Origin of the sequence: Nocardioides sp. GCM10030259 (assembly GCF_042666375.1) — a bacterium.
GTDB lineage: Bacteria > Actinomycetota > Actinomycetes > Propionibacteriales > Nocardioidaceae > Nocardioides.
In genome coordinates, this window is the sequence record NZ_JBHTDF010000008.1 from 37,078 (window position 1) to 62,895 (window position 25,818).

Sequence of the window (25,818 nt, forward strand, 5' to 3'; positions counted from 1 at the left end):
GGCCACCACAACCGTGACAGTTATGCTGTCACAATGAAGCTCTCGACGCCGCTCATGTACTCGGGCAACCCACGCGAGGCCGCCGACCAGGTGGTCGGGCTGGAGAAGGCCGGGCTCGACACCGTGTGGATCGCGGAGGCCTACGGGTTCGACTCCCCCACGCTGATGGGCTACCTGGCCGCCAAGACCGAGACCGTCGAGATCGGCTCGGCGATCCTCAACGTCTTCTCGCGTACGCCGAGCGCGCTGCTCCAGACGGCGGCCGGGCTCGACAACGTGTCCGGCGGCCGCGCGGTCATCGGCCTCGGCGCGTCCGGCCCGCAGGTGATCGAGGGCTTCCACGGCCTGCCCTACGACAAGCCGCTCGGCCGCACCCGCGAGGTGATCTCGATCCTCCGTCAGGGCCTGCGCCGCGAGCGCCTCGAGCACAACGGCAAGATCTTCACCCTGCCCCTCCCCGCCGACCAGGGCCTCGGGCTCGGCAAGCCGCTCAAGCTCCTCACCAAGGTCGAGCGCAACAGCATCCCGATCTGGGTCGCCGCGCTCGGCGACGCCAACGTCGCGATGACGGCCGAGCTCGCCGACGGCTGGCTGCCCTTCCTCTTCCTGCCCGAGAAGGCCAACGACGTCTGGGGCGAGGCGCTCGCCAAGGGCGCCGCCAACCGGTCCGCCGACCTGGCCCCGCTGGAGATCTCCGCCGGCGGCATGGTCGCGATCGGCGAGGGCGAGGACACCAAGAAGCTGCTCGACTTCATGCGCCCGATGTACGCGCTCTACGTCGGCGGCATGGGCGCCCGCGGCAAGAACTTCTACAACGAGCTCGCCTGCCACTACGGCTACGAGAAGGAGGCCAAGCAGATCCAGGACCTCTACCTCGACGGCAACAAGCGCGACGCCGAGGCGATCGTGCCGACTGAGTGGCTCGAGGCGGGCAACCTGGTCGGCCCCGCGTCGTACGTGAAGGAACGCATCGCCGCCTTCCAGGAGGCCGGCGTCACCAACCTGCAGATCAGCCCGGTCACCGAGGACCCGGCTGCCACCGTCGCGCAGATCAAGGAGTGGGTCAGCTGATGACCGAGCGGCCGAGCATCTACGAGCAGGAGCACGAGGACTTCCGCGCCAGCGTGCGCGCCTTCATGGAGAAGGAGGTCGTCCCCCACCACGACCAGTGGGAGAAGGACGGCCAGGTCAGCAGGGAGGTCTGGCTCAAGGCCGGCGAGGCCGGGCTGCTGTGCTTCGACGTCGAGGAGGAGTACGGCGGCGCCGGGGTCAAGGACTTCCGCTACAACACGATCGTGGCCGAGGAGCTCGCCCGGGTCGGCGCGAGCGGCCCCGGCTTCCCGGTGCACAGCGACATCATCGTCCCCTACATCTCCTCGCTCGGGACGCCGGAGCAGAAGCAGCGCTGGCTGCCCGGGCTGGTCAGCGGCGAGCTGATCTCCGCGATCGCGATGACCGAGCCCGGCGCCGGCAGCGACCTGCAGGGCGTCCGCACCAGTGCGGTCGACAAGGGCGACCGCTACGTGCTCAACGGCTCCAAGACGTTCATCAGCAACGGCATCCTGTCCGACCTGGTGGTCGTGGTCTGCCGCACCGACCCCGACGCCGGCCACAAGGGCATCAGCCTGCTGGTCGTGGAGCGCGGGATGCAGGGCTTCGAGCGCGGCCGCAACCTCGACAAGGTCGGCATGAAGGCCCAGGACACCGCGGAGCTGTTCTTCGACAACGTCGAGGTGCCCAAGGAGAACCTGCTCGGCGAGGAGGGCTCCGGCTTCATCTCGCTGATGATGAACCTGCCGCAGGAGCGCATCTCCATCGCCGCCATGGCCGTCGCCGCCATCGAGCAGGTGCTGGACATGTCGCTCGCCTACGCCAAGGAGCGGCAGGCCTTCGGCAAGCCGATCGGCTCCTTCCAGCACAACCGGTTCGTGCTCGCCGAGATGGCCACCCACGCCCACGTGGCGCGGGTCTTCGTCAACGACTGCATCCTCAAGCTCAACGCCGGCGAGGTCGACACGACGCTCGCGTCGATGGCGAAGTGGTGGACGACCGAGCTCCAGAAGCAGGTCGTCGACGCCGGCGTCCAGCTGCACGGCGGCTACGGCTACATGATGGAGTACCCCATCGCCAAGGCCTTCACGGACAGCCGGATCCAGACGATCTATGGCGGCACCACCGAGATCCAGAAGGAGATCATCGGGCGCTCACTGGGCGTGTGAGCGTCCCCTCGGACGTGTCGAGGTCGGACCGGAAGCCGCACACGGTGCGCAGTGCGGCCCGAGCGCCGTCGGTGAGCTCGATCGACCACGGCTGCCTGGCCTGACCCGGGCAGGCGATCCGCTGGCTGTAGCCCGCGCCGGCGGGCAGGTCGGTCATCTCCTCCATCAGCCGTCGGCACGCCGGGGTGGTCCCGAAGTCGGCGTCGGCCTGCACCCCCCACGCGTCGACCTCGTCCGGGGCCTCGACGCCCATGGGCAGGCGGGTGACCGGGCCGACCAGGGCCCCGGTCAGCTGCTCGCTGGTCAGGTTGCGGACCTCCGACAGGTCGGCGCCGCGCAGGTTCGCGCCGGTGAGGTCAGTGCCGGCCAGGTCCGCCGTACCCAGGTCCGAGGTCTGCATGTTGGCGCAGGTGAAGAACGCGTTGCTGAGGTCTGCGGACGTGCCGGTGAGGTCCCAGCCGGTGGCGTTGACCGACCGGAAGTCGGCGCCGACGGCCACGAACGCCCCCAGGGGAACGACGTCGGCGACGTTGACCCCGTGGAAGTTCCCGCGACTGAGGTCGATGTTGACCGTCGCGAATCCGTCCTTCGTCAGCTGGACCAGCTGCCCGAGCGCTCGCGAGACGACGATCGGCTGCGGGTCGCGGTAGCTGGTGAGCCCCTCGTGGCCCGGCACCGTGCTCTCGTCGGTGATGAACGTCGACAGCGTCTGGGCGGCGTCCACGGCGGCGGCGCGCTGGGCGGCGCCGTCCTCGAAGTTGTCCTCGGTCGTGACGTAGCGGACCAGACGACGCAGCGAGCTGACCTGGACGCCGACGGAGTCGCTGGCCAGTCCGTCGACGATGTCCGAGTACTGGTTGGCCTTCAGGGTGCGCTCGAACTGGTCCGACGAGCTCTTCAGCTGCAGGGCGGAGAAGACGATCGTGGCGAGGATCGTCAGCGTGCTGACCGCGATCGCCGCCGGCGTCCGCCACTTCTCCCAGCGGTCGGTCGCCGCCTCGGCGCGGGCGTTCGCCTCGCCCTCGAGCGCCTCGACGAGACGTCGCAGCAGGGCGAGCTCCTCGGTCCCGAGCTCGGCACGTCCGGCCATGTCGACCACCTCCCGAGTCCGTCGGAGGCCGCGTCGCCGCTCACCACGGTCCGCTCACACCCGCCACCCGGCCATGGCACGGACGGGTCATCCGGGCCGCCTCTGGCGCCCGTGCGAATCTTCGGCGAGGCTGTGACCCTCGTTACTTCGACTCCGTCCCCGAGGAGCAGCCGAATGTTCGACGACGTACTCACCGAGCGCGCCCGCATCCAGTCCCAGGTCGAGGGGCGCACCCTCGTCGACGCCCTCGCCGACACCGTCCGCGAGCACGGCGACCAGCCGGCGTACTCCGACCGCCACCACGTGCCCGAGGGCGAGTCCTGGCGCACGCTGACCTGGACCGAGACCCGCGAGCGCGCGCTCGACGTCGCCGCGGCGCTGATGGAGATCGGCGTCGAGAAGGGCGACACGGTCGCGATCATGGCGACCAACCGGGTCGAGCACTTCGTCGCCGACATGGGTGCGATGCACGCCGGGGCGACGCCGATGTCGATCTACAACACGCTGTCGCCGGAGCAGGTGGCGTACGTCGCCGGGCACTCCCGGCCGACCGTCGCCTTCCTGGAGACCGCCGACCACCGGACCCGGTGGACGCGGGCGCTCGAGGAGGTCGACAGCGTCCGCAAGGTCGTCATGCTCGACGAGGACTGGGACGCGCTGGTGGCCGCGGGCGCGGCGTACCGCGTCGCCAACCCGGGCGCGGTCGAGGCCCGTGCCGCCGAGCTCACGCCCGACGACCCCGCGACGATCCTCTACACCTCCGGCACGACCGGGAACCCGAAGGGCGTGGTGCTCACGCACCACAACGTGCTCTACGAGGCGATCTCCACGCAGGAGAAGGCCGGGCTTGTCGACCCGCAGCGGGCAGTCAGCTACCTCCCGCTCGCACACATCGCGGAGCGGGTGCTCGGCCTCTACGGGCCACAGATCCAGGGCAGCCACCTGCACGCGATCGGCGACCCCGCGGAGCTGCTCGGCGCGCTCGGCGACGTGCACCCGACGGCGTTCTTCGGCGTCCCGCGCGTGTGGGAGAAGATCAAGACCGGCATCTCCGCCAAGCTCGCCGCCGACCCCGATCCGGCCAACCGCGAGATGGTCCAGAGGTCGATGGCCGCGGGTCTCGCCTGGGTGCAGGCCCAGGAGGTCGGCGGCACCATGACACCGGAGATCGAGGAGGCCTACCGCCAGGCCGACGAGCAGATCCTCGGCTTCCTCAAGCTGCTGCTCGGCCTCGACCAGGTCACCTGGGCGGGCTCGGCCGCGGCCCCGATGCCGCTGGACGTCGCGCAGTTCATGGCCGGGCTCGGCCTCAAGGTCTTCGACGTGTACGGCATGACCGAGACCTGCGGCGCCGTCACCGCCAACGGGCCGAGCGGCTTCAAGCTCGGCACGGTCGGCCGGGCCAACCCGGGCATGGAGGTCACGCTCGGCGAGGACGGCGAGATCCTGGTGCGCGGCCCCGTCAACACCCCCGGCTACCACCAACAGCAGGACGCGACCCGCGCGCTCATCGACGAGGACGGCTGGCTCCACACCGGCGACATCGGGACGCTCGACGACGACGGGTTCTTCGCGGTCGTCGACCGCAAGAAGGAGCTGATCATCACCTCGGCCGGCAAGAACGTCGCGCCGTCCAACATCGAGAACTACCTCAAGGAGTCGCCGCTCATCGGCCACGCGATGGCGATCGGCGACAACCGGCCGTACGTCGTCGCGATCCTCACCCTCGACGGCGAGATCGCCCCGCTGATGGCGCAGCAGATGGGCATCGAGTTCACCGACCTCGCCGACCTCGCGGAGAAGCCGCAGATCCGCGCGATCGTGCAGCAGGCCGTCGACACGGCCAACGAGCGCCTCTCGCGGCCGGAGCAGGTGAAGTCGTTCGAGCTGCTCCCCGTCGAGTGGACCGCCGAGTCCGAGGAGCTCACGCCCACGCTCAAGCTGAAGCGCCGGGTCGTGAACACCAAGTACTCCGACGTCGTGGACCGCCTCTACAGCTGAGCCGACCTGGCTGAACCGACGAGACGGGCAACGGGTGAGGCCGAGCGCGGAGGGGTACCCGGGCGCATCGGCCTCACCCGCCGTCATCAGCGGCGCTTGCGCTTGGGCAGCTGCGCCGGGTTGGTGCCCTCCCTGATCTCCCGCTTGTCACCGATCTTGCCCCGGTCGGTGTTCCAGTCCAGCGGGTTGGTGGGCATCTTCTTGAACTTCGCGTTCTTCTTGCCCGTCACCTCGGCGCGGTCGCGCAGGCCGTCGCGGTCGGAGTCCTTGCGGCGCGGGTTGCTCACGAGCTTGACGTCGTAGCGCTTGTTCTTGAACCCGCGGATCTCCTTGCGGTCCCGGATCCGGTCACGGTCGGAGTCGGCCCGCCGCGGGTCGGTGCGCACGAGGCCGATCCTGTGGACCTTCTTCCCGCGGACCACGACCTTCTTCCTGATCTTGGTCCCGCGGACCTCCTTGCGGTCCTTGATCCCGTCGCGGTCGGTGTCGGCGCGACGCGGGTTGGTCTTCACGACGCCCAGCGTCTTGACCTTGAACCCGTTGTACTCGCGGCCGTCGCCGATCTTGTCGCCGTCGGTGTCCTTCTTCAGCGCCTCGGTCCCGATCAGCACCTCGCGGCCGTCGCCGAGCTCGTCGCCGTCGGTGTCGGCCTTCAACGGGTCGGTGCCGTGCTTGCCCTCGTTGCCGTCGGAGAGCAGGTCGCCGTCCGTGTCGGGATTCAGCGGGTCGGTGCCGGCCTGGGCCTCCTGGCGGTCGCCCACGCCGTCGCCGTCCGTGTCCGCACCGGGCACGCCCGGGCCGGGCGATGCCGGGTCGAGCGGGTCGGAGCCGTTGACGACCTCGTAGCCGTCGCCGTACCCGTCGCCGTCGGTGTCGGCGTTGCCGGGATCGGTTCCGTGCTCGGCCTCCTCGTCCTTGGTCAGGCCGTCACCGTCGGCGTCGTCGGCGATGCCGCCACCGGCACCACCGCCGGCACCCTTGGCGCAGTCGACGCCGCCCGCCGGCGCGGAGGCGCTGGCACTGAGCGGGATCAGGTCGAGGCCGAGGACGGTGGTCCCGGACGTGCTGTCTCCGACCTTCAGGTGGAGCACGGTGGCCGCACCCTGGGCCGACGTGCCGTCGGCCGCGACGTTGTCGGTGCGCAGGCCGGGTGCGGACAGCTCCAGGACGAACGGCGCCGGGACGCCCGGGACTGCCAGCGGGGCGCCGGTAGCCGGCACCTCGAAGGTCTGCCCGTTGGCGAGGACCGTGACGGCCGGAGCGTCGTAGGTGACCGAGGCGTCACCGGGCTTGCCGCCCGCGACGGCAGTCAGCTTCGGGACCGAGGCGATCTTGACCTGCACCGCCCCGCCGAAGAGCCGGAGGTCGACGCCGGACGCCCAGCTGGTCGCTTGTACGGCGTCGCCACCGGCGCGGCCGACGAGCTCGGTGCGCTGGGCGGTCGCGGCGTTGCCCGGCAGGGTGATCAGGTCGCCCACGCCGGGGATCCCGTTCGGCAGGACCGCGGCGTCCGCGGTGTCCGCCACGGACGCCGCGGAGGGCTCCCCCTGCGGCAGGCACGAGCCGTTGGCCTTGGTGCCCGCCTGGGCGGTCGAGGTCGAGACGCCCAGGTCGAGGAGCGGTGCGGCGTTGCCCGGGATCGTCGTCTGCGTCGACAGCCCCGGGTCGGGTGCGGTCGGCGTCGCCTCGCTGTGAGCGACGGAGAGCAGGGGGCTCAGCGGTGTGTTGCCGATCCCGGAGCCCCCGAGGTTGCGGGCGTCGGCGACCGCGCGTGGGTTCGCGGTCGAGCCGGTGGCGCCCGTGACCGCGGCCAGGGCCAGGTCGGCCAGCGTGGGCCCGACCGGCCCGCCGACGGCGGTCACGTCGCGATCTCGCCGCCCGTCGCCGCGGAGTACGGGCCGGGATCCGCGGCCGCGGATCCGGCCACCGACGGCGTCGCGCTTCCGGCGCCGACCAGGAGCCCGGTACACCCGACCGCGAGTGCGGTCGTGACAGCGGTGGTCCTCTTCCTTGTCCTTCCAGTCATCGTCATCCCCATGTGTTCCGATGCCGGCACGGCAGCTCCGTGCCGTTGCAGGCCCGGTGACCGATGGATCCCAGCCGAAACGGGGGCGGCGCAAACCCGCACGTGACCGGCGACGACGCCGTACTCTCGCCGTCATGACGTCCGACGACCAGTGGCTCGCCCGGGCGGTCGAGCTCGCCGTCGAGAACGTGGCCGCGGGTGGTGGGCCGTTCGGCGCCGTGGTGGTCCGCGACGGCGTGATCGTCTCCACCGGGCAGAACCGGGTCACCCGCGACCTCGACCCCACTGCGCACGCCGAGGTGCAGGCGATCCGCGCCGCCTGCGCGACGCTCCGCGACTTCTCGCTGGCCGGCTGCGAGCTCTACACGTCGTGCGAGCCGTGCCCGTTGTGCGTCGCCGCCTGCCTGTGGGCGCGCATCGACCGGGTCGTGTACGCCGCCGACCGCAACGACGCCGCGCGCGGGGGCTTCGACGACCGTGAGTTCTACGAGATGTTCTCCCGCGATCCCGCCACGTGGCCGACCCCGGTCCGGCCCGGCGCCCATCCGACGCCGTTCGCGCCGTTCGACGCCTGGTTGAGCAAGGGCGACCGGCTCGAGTACTGACCGTCCGCGGTCATCGCGCGGCCAGCGCCTGGGCGGCCCGCGCGAGGTCGTCGACACCCCGGGCGAGCTCGTCCGGACGGTCGGTGGCGAGGTCGAGGTGGAAGCCGTAGAGCGCGGAGTCGACGAGCGTGACGATGCGCCGGGCGCGGCGGGCCGGGGCACCGCTGCGCACGAGGTACGCGCCCAGCGCCCTCGCCCAGCGCTCGTTGCTGGCCCGGGCCTCGCTGAGGTAGGGCTCGCCGCCGAAGAGACCGGTCGCCGCGGCCTGGACGTAGATGTGCATGCAGCCGGCGAGCGGCTCCTCGCCGTACGCCGCCCAGAGCCGGTTGACCGCCGCCCGGACCGTCGGCGCCGCGGGCAGGCCGTCGATCGCGGCGACGCTGCGCTCCCCCACCCGGGCGACCACCGCGGAGACCAGGCCGTCGCGGCTGCCGAAGTGGTAGATCAGCATCCGGTCGCTGGTACCGATCGCCGCCGCGACCGGGCGCAGCGTCAGCCCGACCAGTCCGTGCTCCAGCACGTGGTCGGTGACCTGGTCGAGCAGCTCCGCGCGACGACTCATGGGCTCAGCGTAGCGAGTGCTACAGTTTGTAGCGTTCGCTACACACGAAAGGATCGGTCATGCTCGCCGGGATCCTGTTGGCCCTCGCCATCGGCCTGGAGGTGGCGGCCAGCGCGCTGCTGCCGAAGGCAGACGGCTTCACCCACATCCCGTGGACGCTCGTGGTCGTCAGCGGGTACGCCGCAGCCATCTTCCTGCTCACCGTGATCGTCCGGACCGTCCCGGTGTCGGTCGCCTACGCCATCTGGGCCGGCGCCGGCACCGCCCTCGTCGCGGTGGTCGGCTACCTGTTCCTCGGCGAGTCGATGGACTGGGTCAAGTTCGCGTCACTGGCGATGATCGTCGCCGGCGTGGTCGGCCTGAACCTGACCGGCGCCCACTGACGCTGGCCCCTAGACCGAGCGCGCCGCGGCCCGGCCCGCCGTACGGCCGGAGAAGAGGCAGCCGCCGAGGAACGTGCCCTCGAGGGCGTTGTAGCCCATCATCCCGCCACCGCCGAAGCCGTTGACCTCGCCCGCGGCGTAGAGGCCGGGCAGTGGCTCGCCGGACGAGGTGAGGCACCGCCCGTACAGGTCGGTCTCGAGGCCGCCGAGCGTCTTGCGGGTCAGGATGTTGAGGCGTACGGCGATGAGCGGGCCGGCCTTCGGGTCGAGCAGCTTGTGCGGCGAGGCGACGCGGATCAGCTTGTCGCCGCGGTACTGCCGGGCGCCGCGGATCGCGGTGACCTGGGCGTCCTTGGTGAACGCGTTGTCCATCTCACGGTCGCGCTGCTCGATGAGCTCGCGGAGCTCGGCCTCGACGATCAGCGCTTCGTCCCCCACCCGGTTCATGCCGCGCACCAGCTCAGTGAGCGAGTCGGCGACGACGAAGTCCGCGCCGTGCTGTTTGAACGCCTCGATCGGGCCGGGCGCACCCTTCCTGACCCGCGACAGCAGCAGCTTGATGTCCTTGCCGGTCAGGTCGGGGTTCTGCTCGGACCCGGAGAGAGCGAACTCCTTCTCGATGATCTTCTGCGTGAGCACGAACCACGAGTAGTCGTAGCCGGTCTTCCGCAGGTGCGTGAGGGTGCCGAGGGTGTCGAAGCCCGGGAAGTACGGCGCGGGCAGCCGCTTGCCCGTCGCGTCGAGCCAGAGCGACGAGGGCCCGGGGAGGATGCGGATGCCGTGGTTGTCCCAGATCGGGTCCCAGTTGCGCAGACCCTCGACGTAGTGCCACATCCGGTCGGGGTTGATGACGTGGGCGCCGGCGTCCTGCGTGATCCCCAGCATCCGCCCGTCGACGTGTGCCGGCACCCCGGCCACCATCGTCTTCGGCGGCGCGCCCAGCCGGGCCGGCCAGGTCTTGCGCACCAGGTCGTGGTTGCCGCCGATGCCGCCGCTGGTCACGATCACGGCCTGCGCGCGCAGCTCGAACTCCCCCACCGAGGTCCGGCTGGACGCCGTGCCGCGCTCGGCCGCGCTGGGCTCGAGCACCGTGCCGCGGACGCCGACCACCGCGCCGCCCTCGACGAGCAGCTCGTCGACCTGGTGGCGGAAGGCGAACCGCAGCCGACCCGACGCCGCGTGCTCGCGGCAGCGCCGCTCGAAGGGCTCGACGACCCCGGGGCCGGTGCCCCACGTGATGTGGAACCGCGGCACCGAGTTGCCGTGCCCGTCGGCGCGGCCGTCGCCGCGCTCGGCCCAGCCGACGACCGGGAAGACCCGGTGGCCCATCTCGCGCAGCCAGGCCCGCTTCTCGCCGGCGGCGAAGTCGACGTACGCCTCCGCCCACCGCCGCGGCCAGCGGTCCTCCGCGCGGTCGAACTGGGCGCTGCCGAGCCAGTCCTGCATCGCGAGCTCGCGCGAGTCCTTGATGCCCATCCGCCGCTGCTCGGGGCTGTCCACGAGGAAGAGACCGCCGAGGCTCCAGAAGGCCTGCCCGCCGAGCGACTGCTCGGGCTCCTGGTCCAGGAGCACGACGCGCTTGCCGGCGTCGGCGACCTCGGCGGCAGCGGTCAGGCCGGCGAGGCCGGCACCCACGACGATGACGTCAGCGATCTCGTCCACGGCGGGATCCTCGCACGTCAGGCGATCCCGACGAGCCGGAGGTACGCCGTGGCGAGCGGCTGGCCCGCGACCAGGCCGAGCAGCGCGCCGCTGAGCAGGAACGGCCCGTGCGGCACCTTCGACCCGCGGCGCGCCACACCCGTGGCGATCAGGGCGACGCCGACGACCGCTCCGAGGACGAAGCCCGCGGCCAGGCCGACCAGCGACGTGCCCCAGCCGTGCCAGCCGAGCGCGAGGCCGAGCACGGGCGCGAGCGCCACGTCGCCCAGGCCCATCCCGCGGCCGCCGGTCACCATCCAGACGCCGCCGTAGACCGCCAGCCAGACGAGCACCGACAGCAGGGCGACGGGCACCGGGCCGGCGCCGTGGAGCACGACGTCGATCGCGAGCGCGACGACGGTGCCGACCGCCATCGCCCCGGTCACGGGGAAGGGCAGCCGCCGGTGGTCGAGGTCGATCATCGCCAGCGCGACTCCGGCGGCGACGACGACCAGCACGGCCGCGGCGTACGGCGTCGCGCCGAACCGCCAGCCCGCGACCACGAACAGCAGCCCGGTGGCGGCCTCCACGAGCGGGTAGCGCCCCGCGATCGGCGCCGCGCAGTCCCGGCAGCGGCCGCGCAGCAGCAGCCACGAGAGCACGGGCACGTTGTCGACCGGGCGCACCGGGTGCGCGCACGCCGGACACGCCGATCCCGGCGAGACGATCGACAGTCCCGCCGGCACGCGGTGGATGACCACGTTGAGGAACGACCCGACCAGCAGCCCGAGCAGGCCGAGGGCGGCGAGGTACGCCGGGGTCACCGCACCCCGCCCGGCAGGCGGCGCAGGAGCTGGTCGCGCTCGGCGGCGCCCACCACGGCCGTGAGCCGCTTGCGGCGCTCGGCGCCGGTCCGGTGCGTGCCGGCCACGAGCGCCCAGCGCAGGTCGACGGTGGCCAGCGACTCGTCGCCGGCGCGGGCGGCGGCGGTGCGCAGGTAGGACTCGAACGCCGCGGCGTCGGCCCGCGTCGAGAGCAGTTCGGCGCCCTCGGCGTCGCCGTCGGCGGCGAGGGCCGCGGCGGCCGCGGCGAAGTCGCCGGCCTCGACGGCCAGCCGCTGCGGGACTTCCAGGTCCGGCGCCTGCCGCGGGGCCGACGGCCGGGAGTCGAGGCCGTCCAGGTGGTCGAGGCTCGGCAGCCGGGCGGCGAGCAGGTCGTGGACCGATGCGTCGAAGGCGTGCACCAGCGCCCGCCGTGCGATCTCGACGACCTCGCGGGCTCCGGACCGGGCACCCGGCGGGAGGTCGCGGGCGACGTCCTCCAGGGAGCCGGCCACCGAGTCGCCGACCGCGGCGAGCTCGGCCGCCGGGTCGGGGGCCAGGTCGAGGCCGTTCTCCATCAGCAGGTCCTCGAGGGCGTGCACGTCGGCGAGCCACGCGGCGAGCTGCGCACGGCGTACGTCGCCCTGGTGCGCGCACGCCCGCGACAGCGCGGCGTACTCCTGGGACAGCGCCATCGCCGTGTTCATGCGGCACTCCCACGCAGCCGACGGCGGTGGCGCCGCGGCGCGGGGTCGGCCGGCGGCGGGACCGGCAGCACGACCTCGGGGCCGTCGACGGCCGCGAGCGTGGGCGCGGTCTCGGAGTCGACGACGACGAGTGTCGCGGCGACGTCCTCGAGCACCGGCGCCTCGGCCGGGGGCTCCTCGCCGGCCACGCGCGGCCGGGTCAGGCCGGGCGCGGCGGACAGCTGCTCCAGGCAGGCAACCACCCGCTCCGCCGCGAGGCGCGGGTCGTCGTCGGGCGCGACCCGCGCGGCGACGGCTCGCGCCACGAGCGCAGCCCGGCGCAGGCCGAGACCGGGATCGGCGACGGTCGTGGGCGCGGGCTCCGGCACGGGTGCGGGCTCGGGGGCCGGCGGGTCGATGACAGCGGCCAGCGCCTGCTCGAGCGCTCGCACGTGGGCGCGCAGCACCCGCGCCTGGGCCTCCGGGTCCAGGTCCGCGATCTGCTCCTCGGTCAGCTCGATCTGCTCCGGTGCCGGCTCGGCAGCCCGGGTACGGCGGGATCGCAGGCCCATCTCAGTCCTCCTCCGGGGTCGCGCTCACGAGGTCGACGACCTCGCCGGGATCCGGCACCGGCGGCATCACGAACATGTCGCCGGTCACGGTGGTCGTGTAGCTGCCGACCTCGGACGCCGCGAGGTCGAGCCCGGTGACGAGGTAGGCGCGGTCCATGTGCTCGAGGTTGTCGAGCAGCTTGCGGGTCTGGTCGTAGCTCCCCGTGACCGAGACCGTCACCGTCTGGCGGGCCAGCCCGGCCGGGACCGGTGTCGCGGGGTCCGACGTCGCCCCGTCGCCGAGGGCGGCGTCGCCGACGACCGGCGGGGTGGGCGTCAGGGTGGTGACCCCGTCGGGCCCGATGCCCGCGTCGACCGCGGCCGCGGTGACCTGCTGGAACAGGCCCGGCTGGTCGGCGGTGGCCGGGAACCTCTTCGCGAGCTTGCGCGCCACCTTCCGCGTCTCGTCGAGGTCGGCCTGCTGCCGGCGCAGCTGCGCGAGCTGCAGGCCGAGCAGGGCGTTCTGGTCCTGGGTGGTGGTGATCTGCTCACGGACCGCCGCGAGGTCGTCGGTCTTCGGGCCGACCGCCACGAGCCACCCGAGTGCCGCGAGCACGACCATCGCGAGGGCGCCGACGACCTTGGTCGCGGTGGGACTGCGCAGGTCCATCACTTGCCACCCTTCGTGAGGTCGGCGTAGCGCCCGCTGTAGAGGTGGTCGGAGAGCCCGACGGAGCCGCTGAACGTGACCTCGGACGTGTCCGCCGTCGTGGTCGTCGAGATGAAGGGCTCGACGAAGAGCTTCGACTCCCCGAGCGCGATGACGAGCTCGCCGACGTCGGCCCGGCTGGGCGCCGTGCCGGACAGCATCACGCAGCCGATCACCGGGTGCGTGGCGAACGGGTCGGGCCCGGGACAGCCGGTGGTGGTCGCGTCGGGCGTCGCGGGCGGCGTACCCGCGGCGGGGTCGGCGGCGACGACCGGCGGCGCGACGGTGACCGACACCGTGGTGAGCTGCGCACCGTCGGGAGCAGCCTCCAGGATGCCCCGGAGCAGGTCGGAGAGGTAGACGTCGCCCGCCATCGCGGCCGCGGCGAGCACCTGCTGCGCCGCGACGCCGTTCACGAACGTGCGCACGGGCGCCAGGCGCTCGGTCTCGACCGTCAGGCGGTCGGTCTCGGCCTGCTCGACCGCGAGCTCGTCCTCGGCGTTCTGCACGCGCAGGTGCTGCCCGCCCCAGGCGAGCCCGATGGCCAGCAGCACGGCGAGCCCGCCCGCCACGAACCACCGCCGGAGCCGGCGCGCGGCCAGGCGGGCGAACGCCGACTCGGAGAGCAGGTTGACCGACGGCAGCGTCGGGCGCGGAGCGGTGGTGCGCTTCATCGGGTCACCCCCAGGGCGAGGCCGGCGGCGACGGTCAGCGCGGGGCCGTCGGCCTCGGAGATCCGGAGCCGGCCCGGGATGCGCAGGCCCGGGCGTACGTCGAGGTGCTCGACGGGCAGGTCGAGCATCGACCCGAGGTGCTCGGCGAAGCCGCCGAGCCGCGACCCGGCGCCGGTGAGCACGATCCGCTCGATGCCGGCGGCACCGGCCTCGGCGCTCTCGCGGTAGAAGTCCAGGGTGGTGCCGATCTCGGCGAGCAGCCGGTCGACGGTGCCGGCGACGACCTGCTGGGCCGCGTGGTCGAGCCCGTCGCGGCGCTCGCCCAGGGCGCTGCGCTGCGAGTGGTCGAGCCGCGCGTGACCGGGGAGGCCGACGTACACCTTGGTCCGCTCGGCGTCCTCCCAGGCCCACTCGTACTTCTCCTGGATGGCGCGCGTGACGGACTCGCCGCCGACGCCCGGGATGATCCGGGCGTAGTGCGGGACGCCGTCGGTGTGCACGACCACGGCGATGACGTCGGACCCGACGTCGACGAGTGCCTCGGGCCGGTCGGCGGTCGGGCCGAGGTGGTGCCGGGCGCGCAGCGCGGCGAACGGCACCAGGTCGACCCCGCTGACCCGCAGCCCGGCGCTCTCGGCGACGGACACGAGCCCGTCGACCATGTCGCGGGACGCGGCGACCAGCAGGATCCGCGCCACCCGGCGGGTCGTGCCGTCCGCGCCGACGACCTCGCGCTCCGAGACCAGGTGGTAGTCGAGGTTCGCCTCGTCGACCGAGAACGGCAGCACGTCCTGCACCTGGTAGCGCAGGGCCTTGCGGAAGTCGGCGGGCGGCATCCAGTCGAGGTCGAGCTGGCGCACCAGCACGGCGCCGTTGGCGACGCCGAGGCGCACGTCCTTCGACGTGAGCTTGCCGCGGGACCACAGCTCCCGCATCGCGTCGGCGAGCGCTTCGGGGTCCCCCACGGTCCCTCCGCGCACGATCCCGGGCCGCAGCGGCACCTGCGCGAACCGGCGCAGCTGCGGGCGGCGACCGGCGGCCATCTCGGCGGCACGGACGCCGGAGCCACCGACGTCGAGACCGATCAGAGTCCGGCTCATGGATTCCTCGTGTTCCGGCCTTTCGGGCCGATGGGGGACACGTGACATCTCTCCTATCGCCCGCTCCGGTCCGGACCTGACCCGCCCCAGCGAGAAATCTGATGACCCTCCAGATCACCCCCCTGCTCCAGGCAGTCGTCACCCATGAGGGCTCCGACCTGCACCTGAAGGCCGGTGTCGCGCCGCGGGTCCGCATCTCGGGGACCCTCGTCCCGCTCCAGTGCGACCCGCTCGGCGCCGACCAGCTCGAGGCGCTCGTGCGGGAGACCATGCCGGCCGACGTCGCGGACGGCTTCGCCGCCACCAACGAGGCCGACTACGCCCTGCACGTCGACGGGGTGGGCCGGTTCCGGGTCAACGCGTTCCGGGCCCGGGGCGGCGTCGGGTGCGTGCTGCGCTCGGTCGGCAGCGAGCCGCGGACCCTGGCGGAGCTCGCGATGCCCGACGTCGTGCACCGGCTGGCCCTCGAGCACCGCGGCCTGGTGCTGGTCACCGGGCCCACCGGCTCCGGCAAGTCCACCACCCTCGCCGCGATGATCGACGCGGTCAACGAGACCCGCCCGGCGCACATCCTCACCGTCGAGGACCCCATCGAGGTCGTGCACCGGGACAAGCGGGCGAGCATCAGCCAGCGGGAGCTGGGCACGGACACGGCGAGCTGGTCGGTGGCGCTGCGCGCGGCGATGCGCCAGGACCCCGACGTGATCCTGATCGGCGAGATGCGCGACGCCGACACGGTCCGGGCGGCGGTCTCCGCCGCGGAGACCGGTCACCTGGTGCTGTCGACGCTGCACACGACCGACGCCCGGGAGACCGTCAGCCGCGTGGTCGACTTCTTCCCGCCGTACGAGCAGAAGCAGGTCCGCCTCGCCCTCGCCGCGTCGCTGCGGGGCATCGTCTGCCAGCGGCTCGTACGTCGTGCCGACGGCGCCGGCCGCGTGGCGACCCTGGAGATCGCGGTCAACACGCCGCGCCTGGCCGAGGCCATCGCGGCCCCCGACCTGACCGAGACCATCCCCACCCTCATCGCGGAGGGCGGCTACTCCGGGATGCAGACCTTCGACGAGCATCTGGTGCGCCTGGTGCTCGACGGCACGGTCACCATCCGGGACGCCAAGGCGGCGTCCTCCAACCCGCACGACTTCACCGTGCTGCTCAAGCGCGCCGGGGTGGACCCGACGCTCGTGGACCAGGAGTGACGAGGAGTGCTGCCATGACGATCCGCGCGAACCCGTCGGTCGACACCGTGCGCGCCCTGCTCGAGAACGGCCTGATCACGCAGGGGCAGCTGGAGCAGGCGGAGGCCCGGGCGTCCGAGCAGCGCCAGCCGGTGCTCGAGGTGCTGCTGGAGAGCGGCTGGGTGGACCGGGCGAGCGTGCTGGCCCTGGCCGCCGCGGCGGTGGGGCTCGACTACGTCGACCTGTCGGACTTCATCGTCGACATGGCCGCCGTGAGCCTGCTGCCGGCGGACTTCGCCCGGCGGGCCCGGGTGCTGCCGATCTCCCGCGAGGACGGCGAGCTCGTCGTGGCGGTCGGCATCCGGCAGGCCGGCGACATCGACCTCAAGGACGACCTGTCCCGGCTGACCCGCTGCCGGGTCCGCTTCGCGATCTCCACCCGCGCCGAGATCGACGCCCGGATCAACCAGGTCTACCGGGCCGAGGGCGAGCTCGACGACCTCACCTCCGACCTGACCCTCGAGGAGGAGGTCGACGACCTCTCGACGCTGACCCAGGTCTCCGACGAGGCGCCGGTGGTGCGGTTCGTGAACCTGCTGATCAGCCAGGCGATCAGCGATCGTGCCTCCGACATCCACATCGAGCCGACCGAGCGGGACATGCGGGTCCGCTACCGCATCGACGGGGTGCTCCACGACGCCCACCGCTCCCCCAAGAACATCCAGAACGGCGTGGTCTCCCGGCTGAAGATCATGGCCGACATGAACATCGCCGAGCGCCGGCTGCCCCAGGACGGGCGGCTCTCGGTCACCCACGAGGGCCGCCGCGTCGACCTCCGCGTGGCCACGCTGCCGACCGTGTGGGGCGAGAAGGTCGTGGCGCGGATCCTGGACACCGAGCACGCCCACCTCGGGCTCGACGACCTCGGCTTCAGCCAGGACAACTTCGAGCGCTACCAGGCGGCGTACACCAAGCCCTACGGGATGATCCTCGCCACCGGCCCCACCGGCTCGGGCAAGTCGACCACGCTCTACGCCACGCTGAACCTGCTCAACCGCTCCGACGTCAACGTCATCACGGTCGAGGACCCGGTCGAGTACCGGCTGCCCGGCGCCAACCAGGTGCAGACGAACACCAAGGCCGGCCTCACGTTCGCGTCGGCGCTGCGCTCGATCCTCCGCTCCGACCCCGACATCGTGCTGATCGGCGAGATCCGCGACCGCGAGACCGCGCAGATCGCCGTCGAGGCGGCGCTGACCGGCCACCTGGTGCTCTCCACGCTGCACACCAACGACGCGCCGTCGGCGCTGACGCGCCTCGTCGAGATGGGCATCGAGCCGTTCCTGGTCGGCTCGGCGCTCGACGCCGTACTCGCGCAGCGGCTGTGCCGCGCGCTGTGCGAGCGCTGCCGGGAGCCGTACCTGCCCGAGCCTGCCGAGCTGCTGCGCGTCGGCTACCCGTGGCTCGAGGGCCAGCCGCTGCCCACGCTCTACCGACCGGGCGCCTGCTCGGCCTGCTCGGGCACCGGCTACCGCGGGCGCATGGCACTCCACGAGGTGATGACCGTCAACGAGGAGATCTCCCGGCTCGCCGTCGCGCGGGTCTCGACCGACGAGGTCGCGCACGCGGCGCGGGCCCACGGGATGGCCACGCTCAAGCAGGACGGCTGGCTGAAGGTCGCCCAGGGCCGCACCTCGATCGAGGAGATCCTCCGGGTCGTCGCGTGACGCCTCAGGTGGGTGGGGTGCCCTGCCGATGAGGAGTACGAGCACTGCCGTCCTGCCCGGAGGAGACCCGTGACCGACCAGGCCCACAGCGGATTCGGACTCCCGCTCGCCGGCGCGCGCCGCGCCGAGCCGGCGCCTGCCGCCGCTCCCGTCACGACGGCTCCCCCGCTCGCCGTCGCCCCCGTCGCCCCTGTCGCGGCCACCGAGCGTCCGCTGGTCCTCGACGACCTGCTCGGACAGGTGCTCGACCTGGGTGCCTCCGACCTGCACCTCACCGTCGGCGTACCCCCGTCGGTGCGTCGCCTCGGCGAGATGGAGCCGCTCCCGGGCTACGCCCCGCTGGGCGCCGAGCAGCTGCGCAGCACGCTGTACGGCGTACTCACCGAGCGGCAGCGCAAGACCTTCGAGGAGGAGCTCGAGTTCGACCTGGCGTACGCCGTGCCGGGGCGGGCCCGCTTCCGCGTCAACCTCTTCCGCCAGCGTGAGGCGGTCGGCGCGGTGCTCCGCACGATCCCGTGGAAGATCGTGCCGCTCGAGGACCTCGGCATGCCCGACGTCGTCTCGTCGTTCGCCGCGCTGAAGCGCGGGCTGGTGCTCGTGACCGGGCCGACCGGCTCGGGCAAGTCCACGACCCTCGCGGCGGTCATCGACCAGATCAACCGGTCCCGGCGCGGCCACATCGTGACCATCGAGGACCCGATCGAGTTCCTGCACGAGCACCGTGGCTGCGTCGTCAACCAGCGCGAGATCGGCAGCGACACCCACGACTTCCGCGCCGCGCTCAAGCACGTGCTGCGCCAGGACCCCGACGTGATCCTGGTCGGCGAGCTGCGCGACCTCGACACGATCTCGGTGGCCCTCACAGCGGCCGAGACCGGCCACCTCGTGCTCGCGACGCTGCACACGCAGTCGGCGCAGGACACGGTCAGCCGTGTGGTCGACGTCTTCCCCGCCGACCAGCAGCAGCAGGTGCGCACCCAGCTCGCCGCGACCCTGCAGGGCGTCGTCTGCCAGACGCTGGTGCCCACCGTCGACGGCGCCGGCCGGGTCGCCGCCGTCGAGGTGATGGTGTGCAACCCCGGCATCCGCGCGATGATCCGCGACGACAAGCTGCAGCAGATCCAGGGCTCGCTCCAGGCCGGCGCCAAGGACGGCATGCAGACCCTCAACGCCCACCTCGCCGCCCTGGTCCGGGCCGGCCGGATCACCTTCGCCGCCGGCCTCGAGCACTGCTCGAACCGCGACGACTTCGAGACCCTCGTCGGGCCCGCCGTGACGCGGTCCCCGTCCTCCTGGGAGTGACCATGGCCGCCGCGACGACGTACAGCTACAAGGTCCGCGACGTCCACGGGCGATTCGTGGAGGGCAAGGTCGAGGCCGCCTCGGAGGCCGCGGTCGCGGACCGGCTGCGGTCGATGGGCTACGTGCCCCTCGAGGTGCGCCCGGCCAACGTCGGCCTCCAGCGCGAGATCCGCCTGGGGATGCGCAAGCGCATCAAGACCAAGGACCTCGCGATCTTCTCCCGGCAGTTCGCCACGATGATCGACGCCGGCCTGACGATGCTGCGGGCGCTGACGATCATGGCCGACCAGGTCGACAACCCGGAGCTGCGCCGCGTCCTGCGCGGCGTCAAGGAGGAGGTCGAGGCCGGGCACAGCCTGTCCTCCGCGCTCGCCCGCGAGCCCGTCTTCCCTCCGCTGATGGTGAGCATGGTGCGGGCCGGCGAGGCCGGCGGCTTCCTCGACAAGGCGCTGCGCCAGATCGCGGACAACTTCGAGGCCGAGGTGAAGCTCCGCGGCAAGATCAAGGCCGCGCTCACCTACCCCACGGTCGTGTTCGTCCTCGCGCTGCTGATGTGCGTCGGCCTGCTGGTCTTCGTCGTCCCGGTCTTCGAGGGGATGTTCGAGGACCTCGGCGGCGAGCTGCCGCTGCCGACCAAGATCCTGGTGCTGCTCTCCGAGGCGATGCGGTTCCTGCTGCCACTGGTGGCGGTCGCGATCGTCGCGACCGTCGCGTGGTGGCGCAAGTACGGCCGCACCCCGCGCGTGCGCAACGTCGTCGACCCGCTCAAGCTGCGGCTCCCGGTCTTCGGCAAGCTCGTGCACAAGCTCGCGCTCGCCCGCTTCGCGCGCAACCTGAGCACGCTGCTGTCCTCCGGCGTACCCATCCTCCAGTCGCTCGACATCGTCTCCGAGACCACCGGCTCCGTCGTGATCTCCCGGGCGCTCGACGAGGTCAAGGAGTCGGTACGCCGCGGCGAGTCCGTCGCCGGCCCGCTCGCGCAGCACGACGTCTTCCCGACGATGGTCGTGCAGATGATCGCCTCGGGCGAGGAGTCCGGCTCCGTCGACCAGATGCTCGCCAAGATCGCGGAGGCCTACGACCAGGAGGTCGAGGCCACCACCGAGGCCCTCACCGCCATGATCGAGCCGCTGATGATCGCGGTCCTCGGCGGGCTCGTCGGGTCGATGATCGTCGCGCTCTACATGCCGATGTTCAAGATCTTCGACATGATCGGCTGACCCGCCGCCTGGCCAGGTCGTCGGCGATCAGTTCAGCGCCCGGTCGGCCTCGTGGTAGACGCCGACCTCGAAGTCCAGCAGGTACGGACTGGGGTTGTTCACGAAGCAGTCGTCGAGCGAGAGGTTCGTGGTGCCGACGAGGTTGATCTTGTCGGCGTAGATCGTGCCGAGGTAGTCCGAGGTGCCGTTGGCCTTCACGACCTCCCCGTTCGGCGCGCGCGAGGTGAGGAACAGCGCCGCCGCCAGGTCCTGGTTGGAGTTGAGCTTGGCGTTGCCGCCCTCGATCACGACGACCAGCGACTTCGTGCAGGTCGTGGCTGACGTGAAGCCCTGGATGCTGTTGAGGGTGACCGTGTCACCCACGCTCGCACCGGTGAGGTCGAAGAACATCACCGCGTGGGCCTCGTCGGGGCTCCAGTCGGGCGGAGTCGTGGTGTTCGTGTAGTTGCCCTGCGCCCTCGCGACCGCCCGCAGCTGGTCGAGCTGGTCAGCGGTGAAGGGCTCGTCCCGGAAGCCGAACAGCTCCATGAGCGCCGCGTCGTCGGGGATGCGGGAGCCGACGACGCCGAGGGCGGGCACGTTGTAGTACTGCGGGTACGACGTCTGCACGCTCGCGCACCCCGTCGACGCGAGGCTGGCTCCGAGCCGGTCCTGGTCGTTCGGGTACGCCGTGTTGCACGGCCCGTCGTCGTGGATCAGCTTCTTCTCCGACGGTGTGCAGTGCGTGGAGTTCACGTTCTGCTCGGTGATGTAGTCGGAGGTGTGCACGCCGACCGGGATCTCGTAGGCGAGGTCGATCTCGGTCGGGATCATCTTGATCTGGTCGCGCCGTGCGACACATCCGGTCGAGAAGACGCTCTGGTGGGTCACGCTCGCGTTGCCGCCACCGCTGACGCTGCGCGCGAAGATCCCGCGCGGGTAGGTCGTCGCCGTGACGTCGACCTGGACGCTCACCGTACGGCGGGCCTCGCCGCCCGCGGTGCCGGTCGAGTGGACGACGTAGCGGCCCGGGTCGTGGTCGGGGTAGGCACGCACCTTCTCGATCCAGACGCGGTAGGTCTCCCCCGCCCCTCCGTCGTTGGCGACGTCGACGCTCATCGGTGCGCTGTCGTCGCCCCACGGGAGGGCCGATCCGCAGTCCGGGGAGCACTGGTTGAGGGCGCGCACGCCGTTCGAGCGCAGGTAGCCGATCGCCTGCGCGACGCCGGCGTCGGCGGCGTTGACCGCGGAACCCGCCTGCTGCGCGCGCAGGGAGCCACGCAGGTTGTCGATGGTGAGCACGGCGACGGTCGTCGACAGCACCAGGACCAGCGACATGACCATCAGGGTGATCACCATCGCCGAGCCACGGTCGTCGCGGCGCGCTCCGGCTGAGCGAGTCCAGCGCATCTCAGCTCCTGTTCCGCAGGTCGATCCGGGTGTGGTAGGTCTGCGTGCCGGCGCCGTCCTCGACGGTCATCGTCACGCCGAGCAGGTCGACGTGGGCGAGCTCGGGGGCGTTGGCGACGCCGTCGCCGTTGCCGACCGGCGCTCCGCGTGCGTCCAGCTCGCGCCAGGTCGTGACCCCGTCACCGTCGGTGTCGTAGGCCCACTGGCTGCTGTCGAAGTCGAGGACGAGGTCGGTCACCTTCGCGGCGAGCACCGGCTGCGCGGCGTCGCAGTCGGACTGCGCGCCGAGCGTGAGCCGGTCTGTGTCGGGGTTCCAGCAGTAGGTCAGCACCTCGGGGTCGGCCGCGCTGCTCGAGCGGTGGCCGTCGCCGTCGAAGTCCGCCCAGAAGGTGAACGCCGTCGCTCCGCCCCCGGGCGTGGCGGGCAGGGTCACCTGGTCGATCGCGGCCGCCTGCCGGAGCTCGCGGGTCAGCCGCTCCATCGCGGTGCGCGCCTCCTCGGCGACGCCGGCGCGGTCGCGGGTGTCCTCGGTGACGGCGTTGGTCGAGATGGCCAGGCCGAGCAGCAGCGTGGACAGCACGCCGAAGAGCACCATCCCCACCAGCACCTCGACCATCGAGACGCCCGCGTCGCGCTTCATCGGGCGTCCTGGGCGGAGCAGCCGACGAGGCCGGCGGTGAACGTGAACGCGGAGGTCGGGTCGACGGTCTCGACCGGCTCCACCGTGGGCGACGGGCTCTCCGTCGGCGACGGGCTCTCCGTCGGCGACGGGCTGGTCGTCGCGGACGGGCTCGTCGTCCCCGACGGGTCAGCGGTGGCCGAGGGATCCGCGGTCGGGCTCGGCGACGGGGTGGGAGTCGGAGTCGGGTCAGGGGTCGGCGTCGTCTCCGTGCCACGCATCGGCACGCTGGTCACGTGCACGACGCCCGGCAGCCGGACCGACGAGACGCCGCCGGTGCTGGTCCGCTCGATGTCGTCGCTGTCGAGGTTGGACCACGAAGCGACGTAGTCGCCGAGGGTCCGGTCGCCCGCCGTGCCGTCGACGTCCACCGACAGGGGCGCCGCGGCCAGCAGGTCGGTCGCCGTCGCCGACGTGATCGTCGCGGCCGTCTGGTAGGTGTTGGGGTCGGTCCCGACGTGGTAGCGCACGACCGCCTGGTAGTCGACGACCGGTGCCTGCGCGGTGTGCCCGACGCCGCTCACCACGCAGCGGGCGGAGGCGCGCACGAGGTCGACCTGCACCACGCCGTTCGGCGCGAACGTCGTCGGGAAGAGCGCCATCGTCGTCGCGCTGCTCAGGGCGCACGCCTCGACCGTCGAGGCCGCGGTCGTGGTGAGGTAACCCGTCGAGCGCACGTACGCCGACCCGCCGCTGCCCGGCGTGCACGTGGACGTGACGCCGGAGGCCGCCGGGGTCGCCGTGCCGGCGACCCGGACCAGCGGTCCGTCGATGCCGAGCTTCGGCCGGTAGTCGGAGGGGGCTCCGTTGTGGAAGCTGAGCTCCGCGCTCGTCAGCCGCGCCTGCACCGGGGTGGTCGGCGACCCGACGGTCGGCAGGCCCCCGGACGCCGACGTTGGGCCGTGGTCGACCTGGGTGTTGCCCCAGCACGCGAGGGCGAGGAGGCACCCGGGGCTACCGAGCGCGGTCCCCGCGGCCGAGGGCGCGGTGAGGGTCGTGGCGGCGCCCGCGTCCTGCTCGCCGGTCGCGAGCCCGGCCGACACGGCGGCGACGTCGGCGCCCGCCTCGCTGGCGAAGGCCAGCGACCCACTGAGGTCGAGCAGGCCCGCCTCGAGCGAGACGGCGCCCTGCGCGTCGAGCACCGAGCCGATCTCGACCGCCCGGGCGTCGGCCGTCACCTTGACCCGGCTGACCTCCTCCGGGAGGTCCGCGATCTGGGTGTACGTCGTGACCGGCCGGAGCGAGCCGTGGCGGCTGTAGAGCACCGTGACGGTGACGCCGATCTGCGACGCGGGCGGCCGGTCCGAGCCGGCGGTCTGGGTGTTGTAGCCACTCGGCGCCGGGACCGGCGCCGGCGGCGTGGCGCCGTCGAGGAACTGGGTGTCGACGACGACCTGGAACCCCTCGTTCGGGTCGGTCCCGCTCGACGGGTGCGGCACGACGTACCGGTAGAACGCGCCGGTCGCCGGCTCGTAGTCGCACCGTGCGGCGCCGTCGACGTAGCCGCTCCAGGCCGTCGTGGGCGCGACGTACTTGGCGCCCTGCTTGCAGGTGATCGCCCCCGGTGCCGTGCGGTCGGTGTAGTACCGGTCGAGGACGTCGAGGTAGGGCCCGGACTGGCGCGCCACGTGGTAGGGCATGTTGCGCATGCGCTCGAGCTGGCCCTGCGCGACGCCCTTCGCGCGGGTGATCCCGGCCGCGGTGTCGCTGGAGCGGATGCCGATGACGAGCTGCGGCAGCATCGCGACCATCACGACCATGAGGATGCCGAGGGCGACCATGATCTCGATCAGGGCGAAGCCCTCGTCCTCGTGATTCCGCCGGCGGCGGTCAGCTGAGAGAGACACGGCCGGTCAGCCCTTCCACGGCGACGGTGTAGACCTTCGTCGACCCGGCCCGCGTGACCCGGACGCTGCCGGGGGTGGCGGTGCCGCGCGCGTAGAACGTGACGCCGTCGGAGCCGCCGAACGACGGCGCGTCCAGCTCGACCAGGTCGTCGGTGTCGTGGAACGGGCCCTCGACCGTGCCCCCCGGGCTCGCGCAGGTGCCGGCCAGCACCGTGTAGGTGTCGGCCGCGGTGTCGAACCGCACGCACAGCGCGTTGCCCTCGGTGACCGCGCGCTGGTGGGTGATCCGGAGCAGGGACTGGAGCTCGCGGGCGGTGCCCCGGTGCTCGCTCGCCCGGTTCCAGCGCTGGTAGCCGGCCACGGTGATCGCCATGAGCACGCAGAGGAGACCGATGGTGACGATCACCTCGGTCAGTGTCACTCCCTCGTCGCGGGGTGGCGACACCGGCGCTCCTCCGGCAGTCGTGGCGGACCGCCCACGGGCGTCCCTGTACACCCGTCACATCGGCCGTGTGCGCGATGCCCTGAGGAAGACCGGCCGGACGCGGTGCAATTTTCTTGCAGGGAAATTCCTCAGCCCCGCAGCGCGCGTCGCCGATAGGGCCTTCAAGCGCCAACCCCCGGGTGGACCGGAGGTGCGACACCCCCAGGAGAAACAATGCTTGCACGGATGCAGAAGTCCCAGGAGGAGAAGGACCAGGGGTTCACCCTGATCGAGCTCCTCGTCGTCGTCGTGATCATCGGCATCCTCGCCGCGATCGCGATCCCCCTCTTCCTCAACCAGCAGAAGAAGGGCGTCGACGCCAGCCTCAAGACCGACCTGAAGAACGCGGCCACCACGGTCGAGACCTGGGTTGTCGACAACCCGACGACCGCGATCACGGGCGAGACCGTCAGCGACACCACCGCGGGCACGACGGAGCTCAAGGACTTCAGCGTGAGCGACGGCAACACCGTTGTGCTGCTCAAGTCGACCGCGACCGCCGGGGGCTACTGCCTGTACGCCTACAACACCAAGGCGTCGAAGGCGACGACCAGCTCGATGGCCTACATCTACAACTCGCTCGAGGGCGGACTGCAGGACGCTCCTGCCGCTCCTTCCTGCCCCTGATGCCAGTACCCGGCCCGGGGCCCGTTCGCGGGTCCCGGGCCGGACCCATCCCAGGAGCTCACATGACCGACGACGCCCGCACCCGCCTGATGGAGCTGGCCGCGGTGGCGCGCACCGTGTTCGCCGTACCCGCGCCGACCCCGGTCGAGCCCGCACTCGCGACACCCGCGCCGGTGCCCGTGGCACCGGTCGAGGCGGCCATCCCGCTCGCCACTCCGCTCGCCGCTCCACTCACGGCGGAGCCGCCGCCGCTGGCGCTGCTCCAGGAGATCGCCTTCCTCGACGACTGACCCCGCG

The 25,818-nt window shown here is 72.3% G+C and carries 25 protein-coding genes; 11 read left to right on the forward strand and 14 right to left on the reverse strand.

What is annotated here, in order from left to right:
* Nucleotides 1–33 precede the first annotated feature (33 nt).
* Entirely contained in the window at nt 34–1,071 is a 1,038-nt protein-coding gene (locus tag ACFQQI_RS08780; protein WP_378561020.1) for an LLM class F420-dependent oxidoreductase, read from the forward strand.
* Nucleotides 1,071–2,219: an acyl-CoA dehydrogenase family protein gene (locus tag ACFQQI_RS08785; RefSeq protein WP_378561023.1), complete on the forward strand. Its 1,149-nt coding sequence runs from the start codon at nt 1,071–1,073 to the stop codon at nt 2,217–2,219. Before ACFQQI_RS08780 ends, ACFQQI_RS08785 begins: the two co-directional genes overlap by 1 nt.
* Here ACFQQI_RS08785 and ACFQQI_RS08790 read toward each other — a convergent pair.
* Entirely contained in the window at nt 2,194–3,309 is a 1,116-nt protein-coding gene (locus ACFQQI_RS08790; protein ID WP_378561026.1) for a pentapeptide repeat-containing protein, read from the reverse strand. The genes ACFQQI_RS08785 and ACFQQI_RS08790 overlap by 26 nt on opposite strands.
* Before the next feature lie 174 nt (nt 3,310–3,483).
* Between ACFQQI_RS08790 and ACFQQI_RS08795 the strand changes: the two genes are divergently transcribed.
* On the forward strand, nt 3,484–5,310 hold the full coding sequence (locus tag ACFQQI_RS08795) for an AMP-dependent synthetase/ligase (RefSeq protein WP_378561029.1): 1,827 nt from the start codon (nt 3,484–3,486) through the stop codon (nt 5,308–5,310).
* Nucleotides 5,311–5,396: 86 nt separating this feature from the next.
* Here the strand turns inward: ACFQQI_RS08795 and ACFQQI_RS08800 are convergent, their stop codons facing one another.
* Complete coding sequence (locus ACFQQI_RS08800) at nt 5,397–7,172, reverse strand: binary toxin-like calcium binding domain-containing protein (protein WP_378561032.1); 1,776 nt, start codon at nt 7,170–7,172, stop codon at nt 5,397–5,399.
* 298 nt (nt 7,173–7,470) lie between these two features.
* Here ACFQQI_RS08800 and ACFQQI_RS08805 point away from each other — a divergent pair, with 298 nt between their 5' ends.
* Nucleotides 7,471–7,941 carry a nucleoside deaminase gene (locus tag ACFQQI_RS08805; RefSeq protein WP_378561035.1) on the forward strand — a complete coding sequence of 157 codons (471 nt, stop codon included), beginning with the start codon at nt 7,471–7,473 and terminating at the stop codon, nt 7,939–7,941.
* A gap of 10 nt (nt 7,942–7,951) precedes the next feature.
* Here the strand turns inward: ACFQQI_RS08805 and ACFQQI_RS08810 are convergent, their stop codons facing one another.
* Nucleotides 7,952–8,503, reverse strand: a complete 552-nt coding sequence (locus ACFQQI_RS08810; protein ID WP_378561038.1) for a TetR/AcrR family transcriptional regulator — start codon at nt 8,501–8,503, stop codon at nt 7,952–7,954.
* A 59-nt stretch (nt 8,504–8,562) separates the two neighbouring features.
* Here ACFQQI_RS08810 and ACFQQI_RS08815 point away from each other — a divergent pair, with 59 nt between their 5' ends.
* Nucleotides 8,563–8,886 carry a DMT family transporter gene (locus tag ACFQQI_RS08815; protein ID WP_378561041.1) on the forward strand — a complete coding sequence of 108 codons (324 nt, stop codon included), beginning with the start codon at nt 8,563–8,565 and terminating at the stop codon, nt 8,884–8,886.
* A gap of 9 nt (nt 8,887–8,895) precedes the next feature.
* On the opposite strand, the gene ACFQQI_RS08820 is transcribed toward ACFQQI_RS08815, so the two are convergent.
* Genes ACFQQI_RS08820 through pilM form a run of 7 tightly spaced genes read right to left on the reverse strand, consistent with a single transcriptional unit; the run spans nt 8,896 to nt 15,068 of the window.
* Nucleotides 8,896–10,548 carry an FAD-binding dehydrogenase gene (locus tag ACFQQI_RS08820; RefSeq protein ID WP_378561044.1) on the reverse strand — a complete coding sequence of 551 codons (1,653 nt, stop codon included), beginning with the start codon at nt 10,546–10,548 and terminating at the stop codon, nt 8,896–8,898.
* A 17-nt stretch (nt 10,549–10,565) separates the two neighbouring features.
* Nucleotides 10,566–11,351 carry a prepilin peptidase gene (locus ACFQQI_RS08825; protein ID WP_378561047.1) on the reverse strand — a complete coding sequence of 262 codons (786 nt, stop codon included), beginning with the start codon at nt 11,349–11,351 and terminating at the stop codon, nt 10,566–10,568.
* A complete protein-coding gene (locus ACFQQI_RS08830) occupies nt 11,348–12,055 on the reverse strand; it encodes a hypothetical protein (protein WP_378561050.1) in 708 nt (235 codons plus the stop codon). Before ACFQQI_RS08830 ends, ACFQQI_RS08825 begins: the two co-directional genes overlap by 4 nt.
* Entirely contained in the window at nt 12,052–12,606 is a 555-nt protein-coding gene (locus ACFQQI_RS08835) for a hypothetical protein (protein ID WP_378561053.1), read from the reverse strand. Before ACFQQI_RS08835 ends, ACFQQI_RS08830 begins: the two co-directional genes overlap by 4 nt.
* Before the next feature lies 1 nt (nt 12,607).
* Entirely contained in the window at nt 12,608–13,255 is a 648-nt protein-coding gene (locus tag ACFQQI_RS08840; protein ID WP_378561056.1) for a type 4a pilus biogenesis protein PilO, read from the reverse strand.
* On the reverse strand, nt 13,255–13,968 hold the full coding sequence (locus ACFQQI_RS08845) for a hypothetical protein (RefSeq protein ID WP_378561059.1): 714 nt from the start codon (nt 13,966–13,968) through the stop codon (nt 13,255–13,257). The genes ACFQQI_RS08840 and ACFQQI_RS08845 overlap by 1 nt, the downstream gene beginning before the upstream one ends.
* Complete coding sequence (gene pilM / locus ACFQQI_RS08850; RefSeq protein WP_378561062.1) at nt 13,965–15,068, reverse strand: type IV pilus assembly protein PilM; 1,104 nt, start codon at nt 15,066–15,068, stop codon at nt 13,965–13,967. The genes ACFQQI_RS08845 and pilM overlap by 4 nt, the downstream gene beginning before the upstream one ends.
* A gap of 101 nt (nt 15,069–15,169) precedes the next feature.
* Here pilM and ACFQQI_RS08855 point away from each other — a divergent pair, with 101 nt between their 5' ends.
* The 4 genes from ACFQQI_RS08855 to ACFQQI_RS08870 all read left to right on the forward strand — a co-directional run bounded on the left by ACFQQI_RS08855 (nt 15,170) and on the right by ACFQQI_RS08870 (nt 20,495).
* The gene (locus ACFQQI_RS08855) at nt 15,170–16,267 is read left to right on the forward strand and encodes a type IV pilus twitching motility protein PilT (protein WP_378561065.1); all 1,098 of its coding nucleotides are present in this window, start codon (nt 15,170–15,172) and stop codon (nt 16,265–16,267) included.
* 14 nt (nt 16,268–16,281) lie between these two features.
* Nucleotides 16,282–17,973: a GspE/PulE family protein gene (locus ACFQQI_RS08860; protein ID WP_378561068.1), complete on the forward strand. Its 1,692-nt coding sequence runs from the start codon at nt 16,282–16,284 to the stop codon at nt 17,971–17,973.
* 69 nt (nt 17,974–18,042) lie between these two features.
* The gene (locus ACFQQI_RS08865) at nt 18,043–19,275 is read left to right on the forward strand and encodes a type IV pilus twitching motility protein PilT (protein ID WP_378561071.1); all 1,233 of its coding nucleotides are present in this window, start codon (nt 18,043–18,045) and stop codon (nt 19,273–19,275) included.
* Between the two features lie 2 nt (nt 19,276–19,277).
* Nucleotides 19,278–20,495: a type II secretion system F family protein gene (locus ACFQQI_RS08870; protein ID WP_378561074.1), complete on the forward strand. Its 1,218-nt coding sequence runs from the start codon at nt 19,278–19,280 to the stop codon at nt 20,493–20,495.
* 27 nt (nt 20,496–20,522) lie between these two features.
* Here ACFQQI_RS08870 and ACFQQI_RS08875 read toward each other — a convergent pair whose 3' ends face one another.
* From ACFQQI_RS08875 to ACFQQI_RS08890, 4 genes are read right to left on the reverse strand one after another with little or no spacing between them, the layout of a single operon-like run.
* Complete coding sequence (locus ACFQQI_RS08875) at nt 20,523–21,884, reverse strand: hypothetical protein (protein ID WP_378561077.1); 1,362 nt, start codon at nt 21,882–21,884, stop codon at nt 20,523–20,525.
* A 1-nt stretch (nt 21,885) separates the two neighbouring features.
* The gene (locus ACFQQI_RS08880; protein ID WP_378561080.1) at nt 21,886–22,524 is read right to left on the reverse strand and encodes a PilW family protein; all 639 of its coding nucleotides are present in this window, start codon (nt 22,522–22,524) and stop codon (nt 21,886–21,888) included.
* Nucleotides 22,521–24,410 (reverse strand): hypothetical protein, encoded by a 1,890-nt coding sequence (locus ACFQQI_RS08885; protein WP_378561083.1) that lies wholly within the window; start codon nt 24,408–24,410, stop codon nt 22,521–22,523. Before ACFQQI_RS08885 ends, ACFQQI_RS08880 begins: the two co-directional genes overlap by 4 nt.
* Nucleotides 24,394–24,855: a GspH/FimT family pseudopilin gene (locus ACFQQI_RS08890; protein ID WP_378561086.1), complete on the reverse strand. Its 462-nt coding sequence runs from the start codon at nt 24,853–24,855 to the stop codon at nt 24,394–24,396. Before ACFQQI_RS08890 ends, ACFQQI_RS08885 begins: the two co-directional genes overlap by 17 nt.
* A 225-nt stretch (nt 24,856–25,080) precedes the next feature.
* Here ACFQQI_RS08890 and ACFQQI_RS08895 point away from each other — a divergent pair, with 225 nt between their 5' ends.
* Both ACFQQI_RS08895 and ACFQQI_RS08900 read left to right on the forward strand, forming a co-directional pair.
* Nucleotides 25,081–25,521: a type IV pilin protein gene (locus ACFQQI_RS08895; protein ID WP_378561089.1), complete on the forward strand. Its 441-nt coding sequence runs from the start codon at nt 25,081–25,083 to the stop codon at nt 25,519–25,521.
* A 62-nt stretch (nt 25,522–25,583) separates the two neighbouring features.
* Nucleotides 25,584–25,811, forward strand: a complete 228-nt coding sequence (locus tag ACFQQI_RS08900) for a hypothetical protein (protein WP_378561092.1) — start codon at nt 25,584–25,586, stop codon at nt 25,809–25,811.
* The last annotated feature ends 7 nt before the right edge of the window (nt 25,812–25,818 follow it).

Coding starts and splice junctions, on each gene's coding strand:
- ACFQQI_RS08900 (WP_378561092.1), top strand. CDS start 25,584: ATGACCGACGACGCCCGCACCCGCCTGATGGAGCTGGCCGCGGTGGCG.
- ACFQQI_RS08845 (WP_378561059.1), bottom strand. CDS start 13,968: ATGAAGCGCACCACCGCTCCGCGCCCGACGCTGCCGTCGGTCAACCTG.
- ACFQQI_RS08830 (WP_378561050.1), bottom strand. CDS start 12,055: ATGAACACGGCGATGGCGCTGTCCCAGGAGTACGCCGCGCTGTCGCGG.
- pilM (WP_378561062.1), bottom strand. CDS start 15,068: ATGAGCCGGACTCTGATCGGTCTCGACGTCGGTGGCTCCGGCGTCCGT.
- ACFQQI_RS08870 (WP_378561074.1), top strand. CDS start 19,278: ATGGCCGCCGCGACGACGTACAGCTACAAGGTCCGCGACGTCCACGGG.
- ACFQQI_RS08895 (WP_378561089.1), top strand. CDS start 25,081: ATGCAGAAGTCCCAGGAGGAGAAGGACCAGGGGTTCACCCTGATCGAG.
- ACFQQI_RS08780 (WP_378561020.1), top strand. CDS start 34: ATGAAGCTCTCGACGCCGCTCATGTACTCGGGCAACCCACGCGAGGCC.
- ACFQQI_RS08840 (WP_378561056.1), bottom strand. CDS start 13,255: ATGGACCTGCGCAGTCCCACCGCGACCAAGGTCGTCGGCGCCCTCGCG.
- ACFQQI_RS08855 (WP_378561065.1), top strand. CDS start 15,170: ATGACCCTCCAGATCACCCCCCTGCTCCAGGCAGTCGTCACCCATGAG.
- ACFQQI_RS08835 (WP_378561053.1), bottom strand. CDS start 12,606: ATGGGCCTGCGATCCCGCCGTACCCGGGCTGCCGAGCCGGCACCGGAG.
- ACFQQI_RS08875 (WP_378561077.1), bottom strand. CDS start 21,884: ATGCGCTGGACTCGCTCAGCCGGAGCGCGCCGCGACGACCGTGGCTCG.
- ACFQQI_RS08810 (WP_378561038.1), bottom strand. CDS start 8,503: ATGAGTCGTCGCGCGGAGCTGCTCGACCAGGTCACCGACCACGTGCTG.
- ACFQQI_RS08785 (WP_378561023.1), top strand. CDS start 1,071: ATGACCGAGCGGCCGAGCATCTACGAGCAGGAGCACGAGGACTTCCGC.
- ACFQQI_RS08860 (WP_378561068.1), top strand. CDS start 16,282: ATGACGATCCGCGCGAACCCGTCGGTCGACACCGTGCGCGCCCTGCTC.
- ACFQQI_RS08805 (WP_378561035.1), top strand. CDS start 7,471: ATGACGTCCGACGACCAGTGGCTCGCCCGGGCGGTCGAGCTCGCCGTC.
- ACFQQI_RS08795 (WP_378561029.1), top strand. CDS start 3,484: ATGTTCGACGACGTACTCACCGAGCGCGCCCGCATCCAGTCCCAGGTC.
- ACFQQI_RS08790 (WP_378561026.1), bottom strand. CDS start 3,309: ATGGCCGGACGTGCCGAGCTCGGGACCGAGGAGCTCGCCCTGCTGCGA.
- ACFQQI_RS08880 (WP_378561080.1), bottom strand. CDS start 22,524: ATGAAGCGCGACGCGGGCGTCTCGATGGTCGAGGTGCTGGTGGGGATG.
- ACFQQI_RS08815 (WP_378561041.1), top strand. CDS start 8,563: ATGCTCGCCGGGATCCTGTTGGCCCTCGCCATCGGCCTGGAGGTGGCG.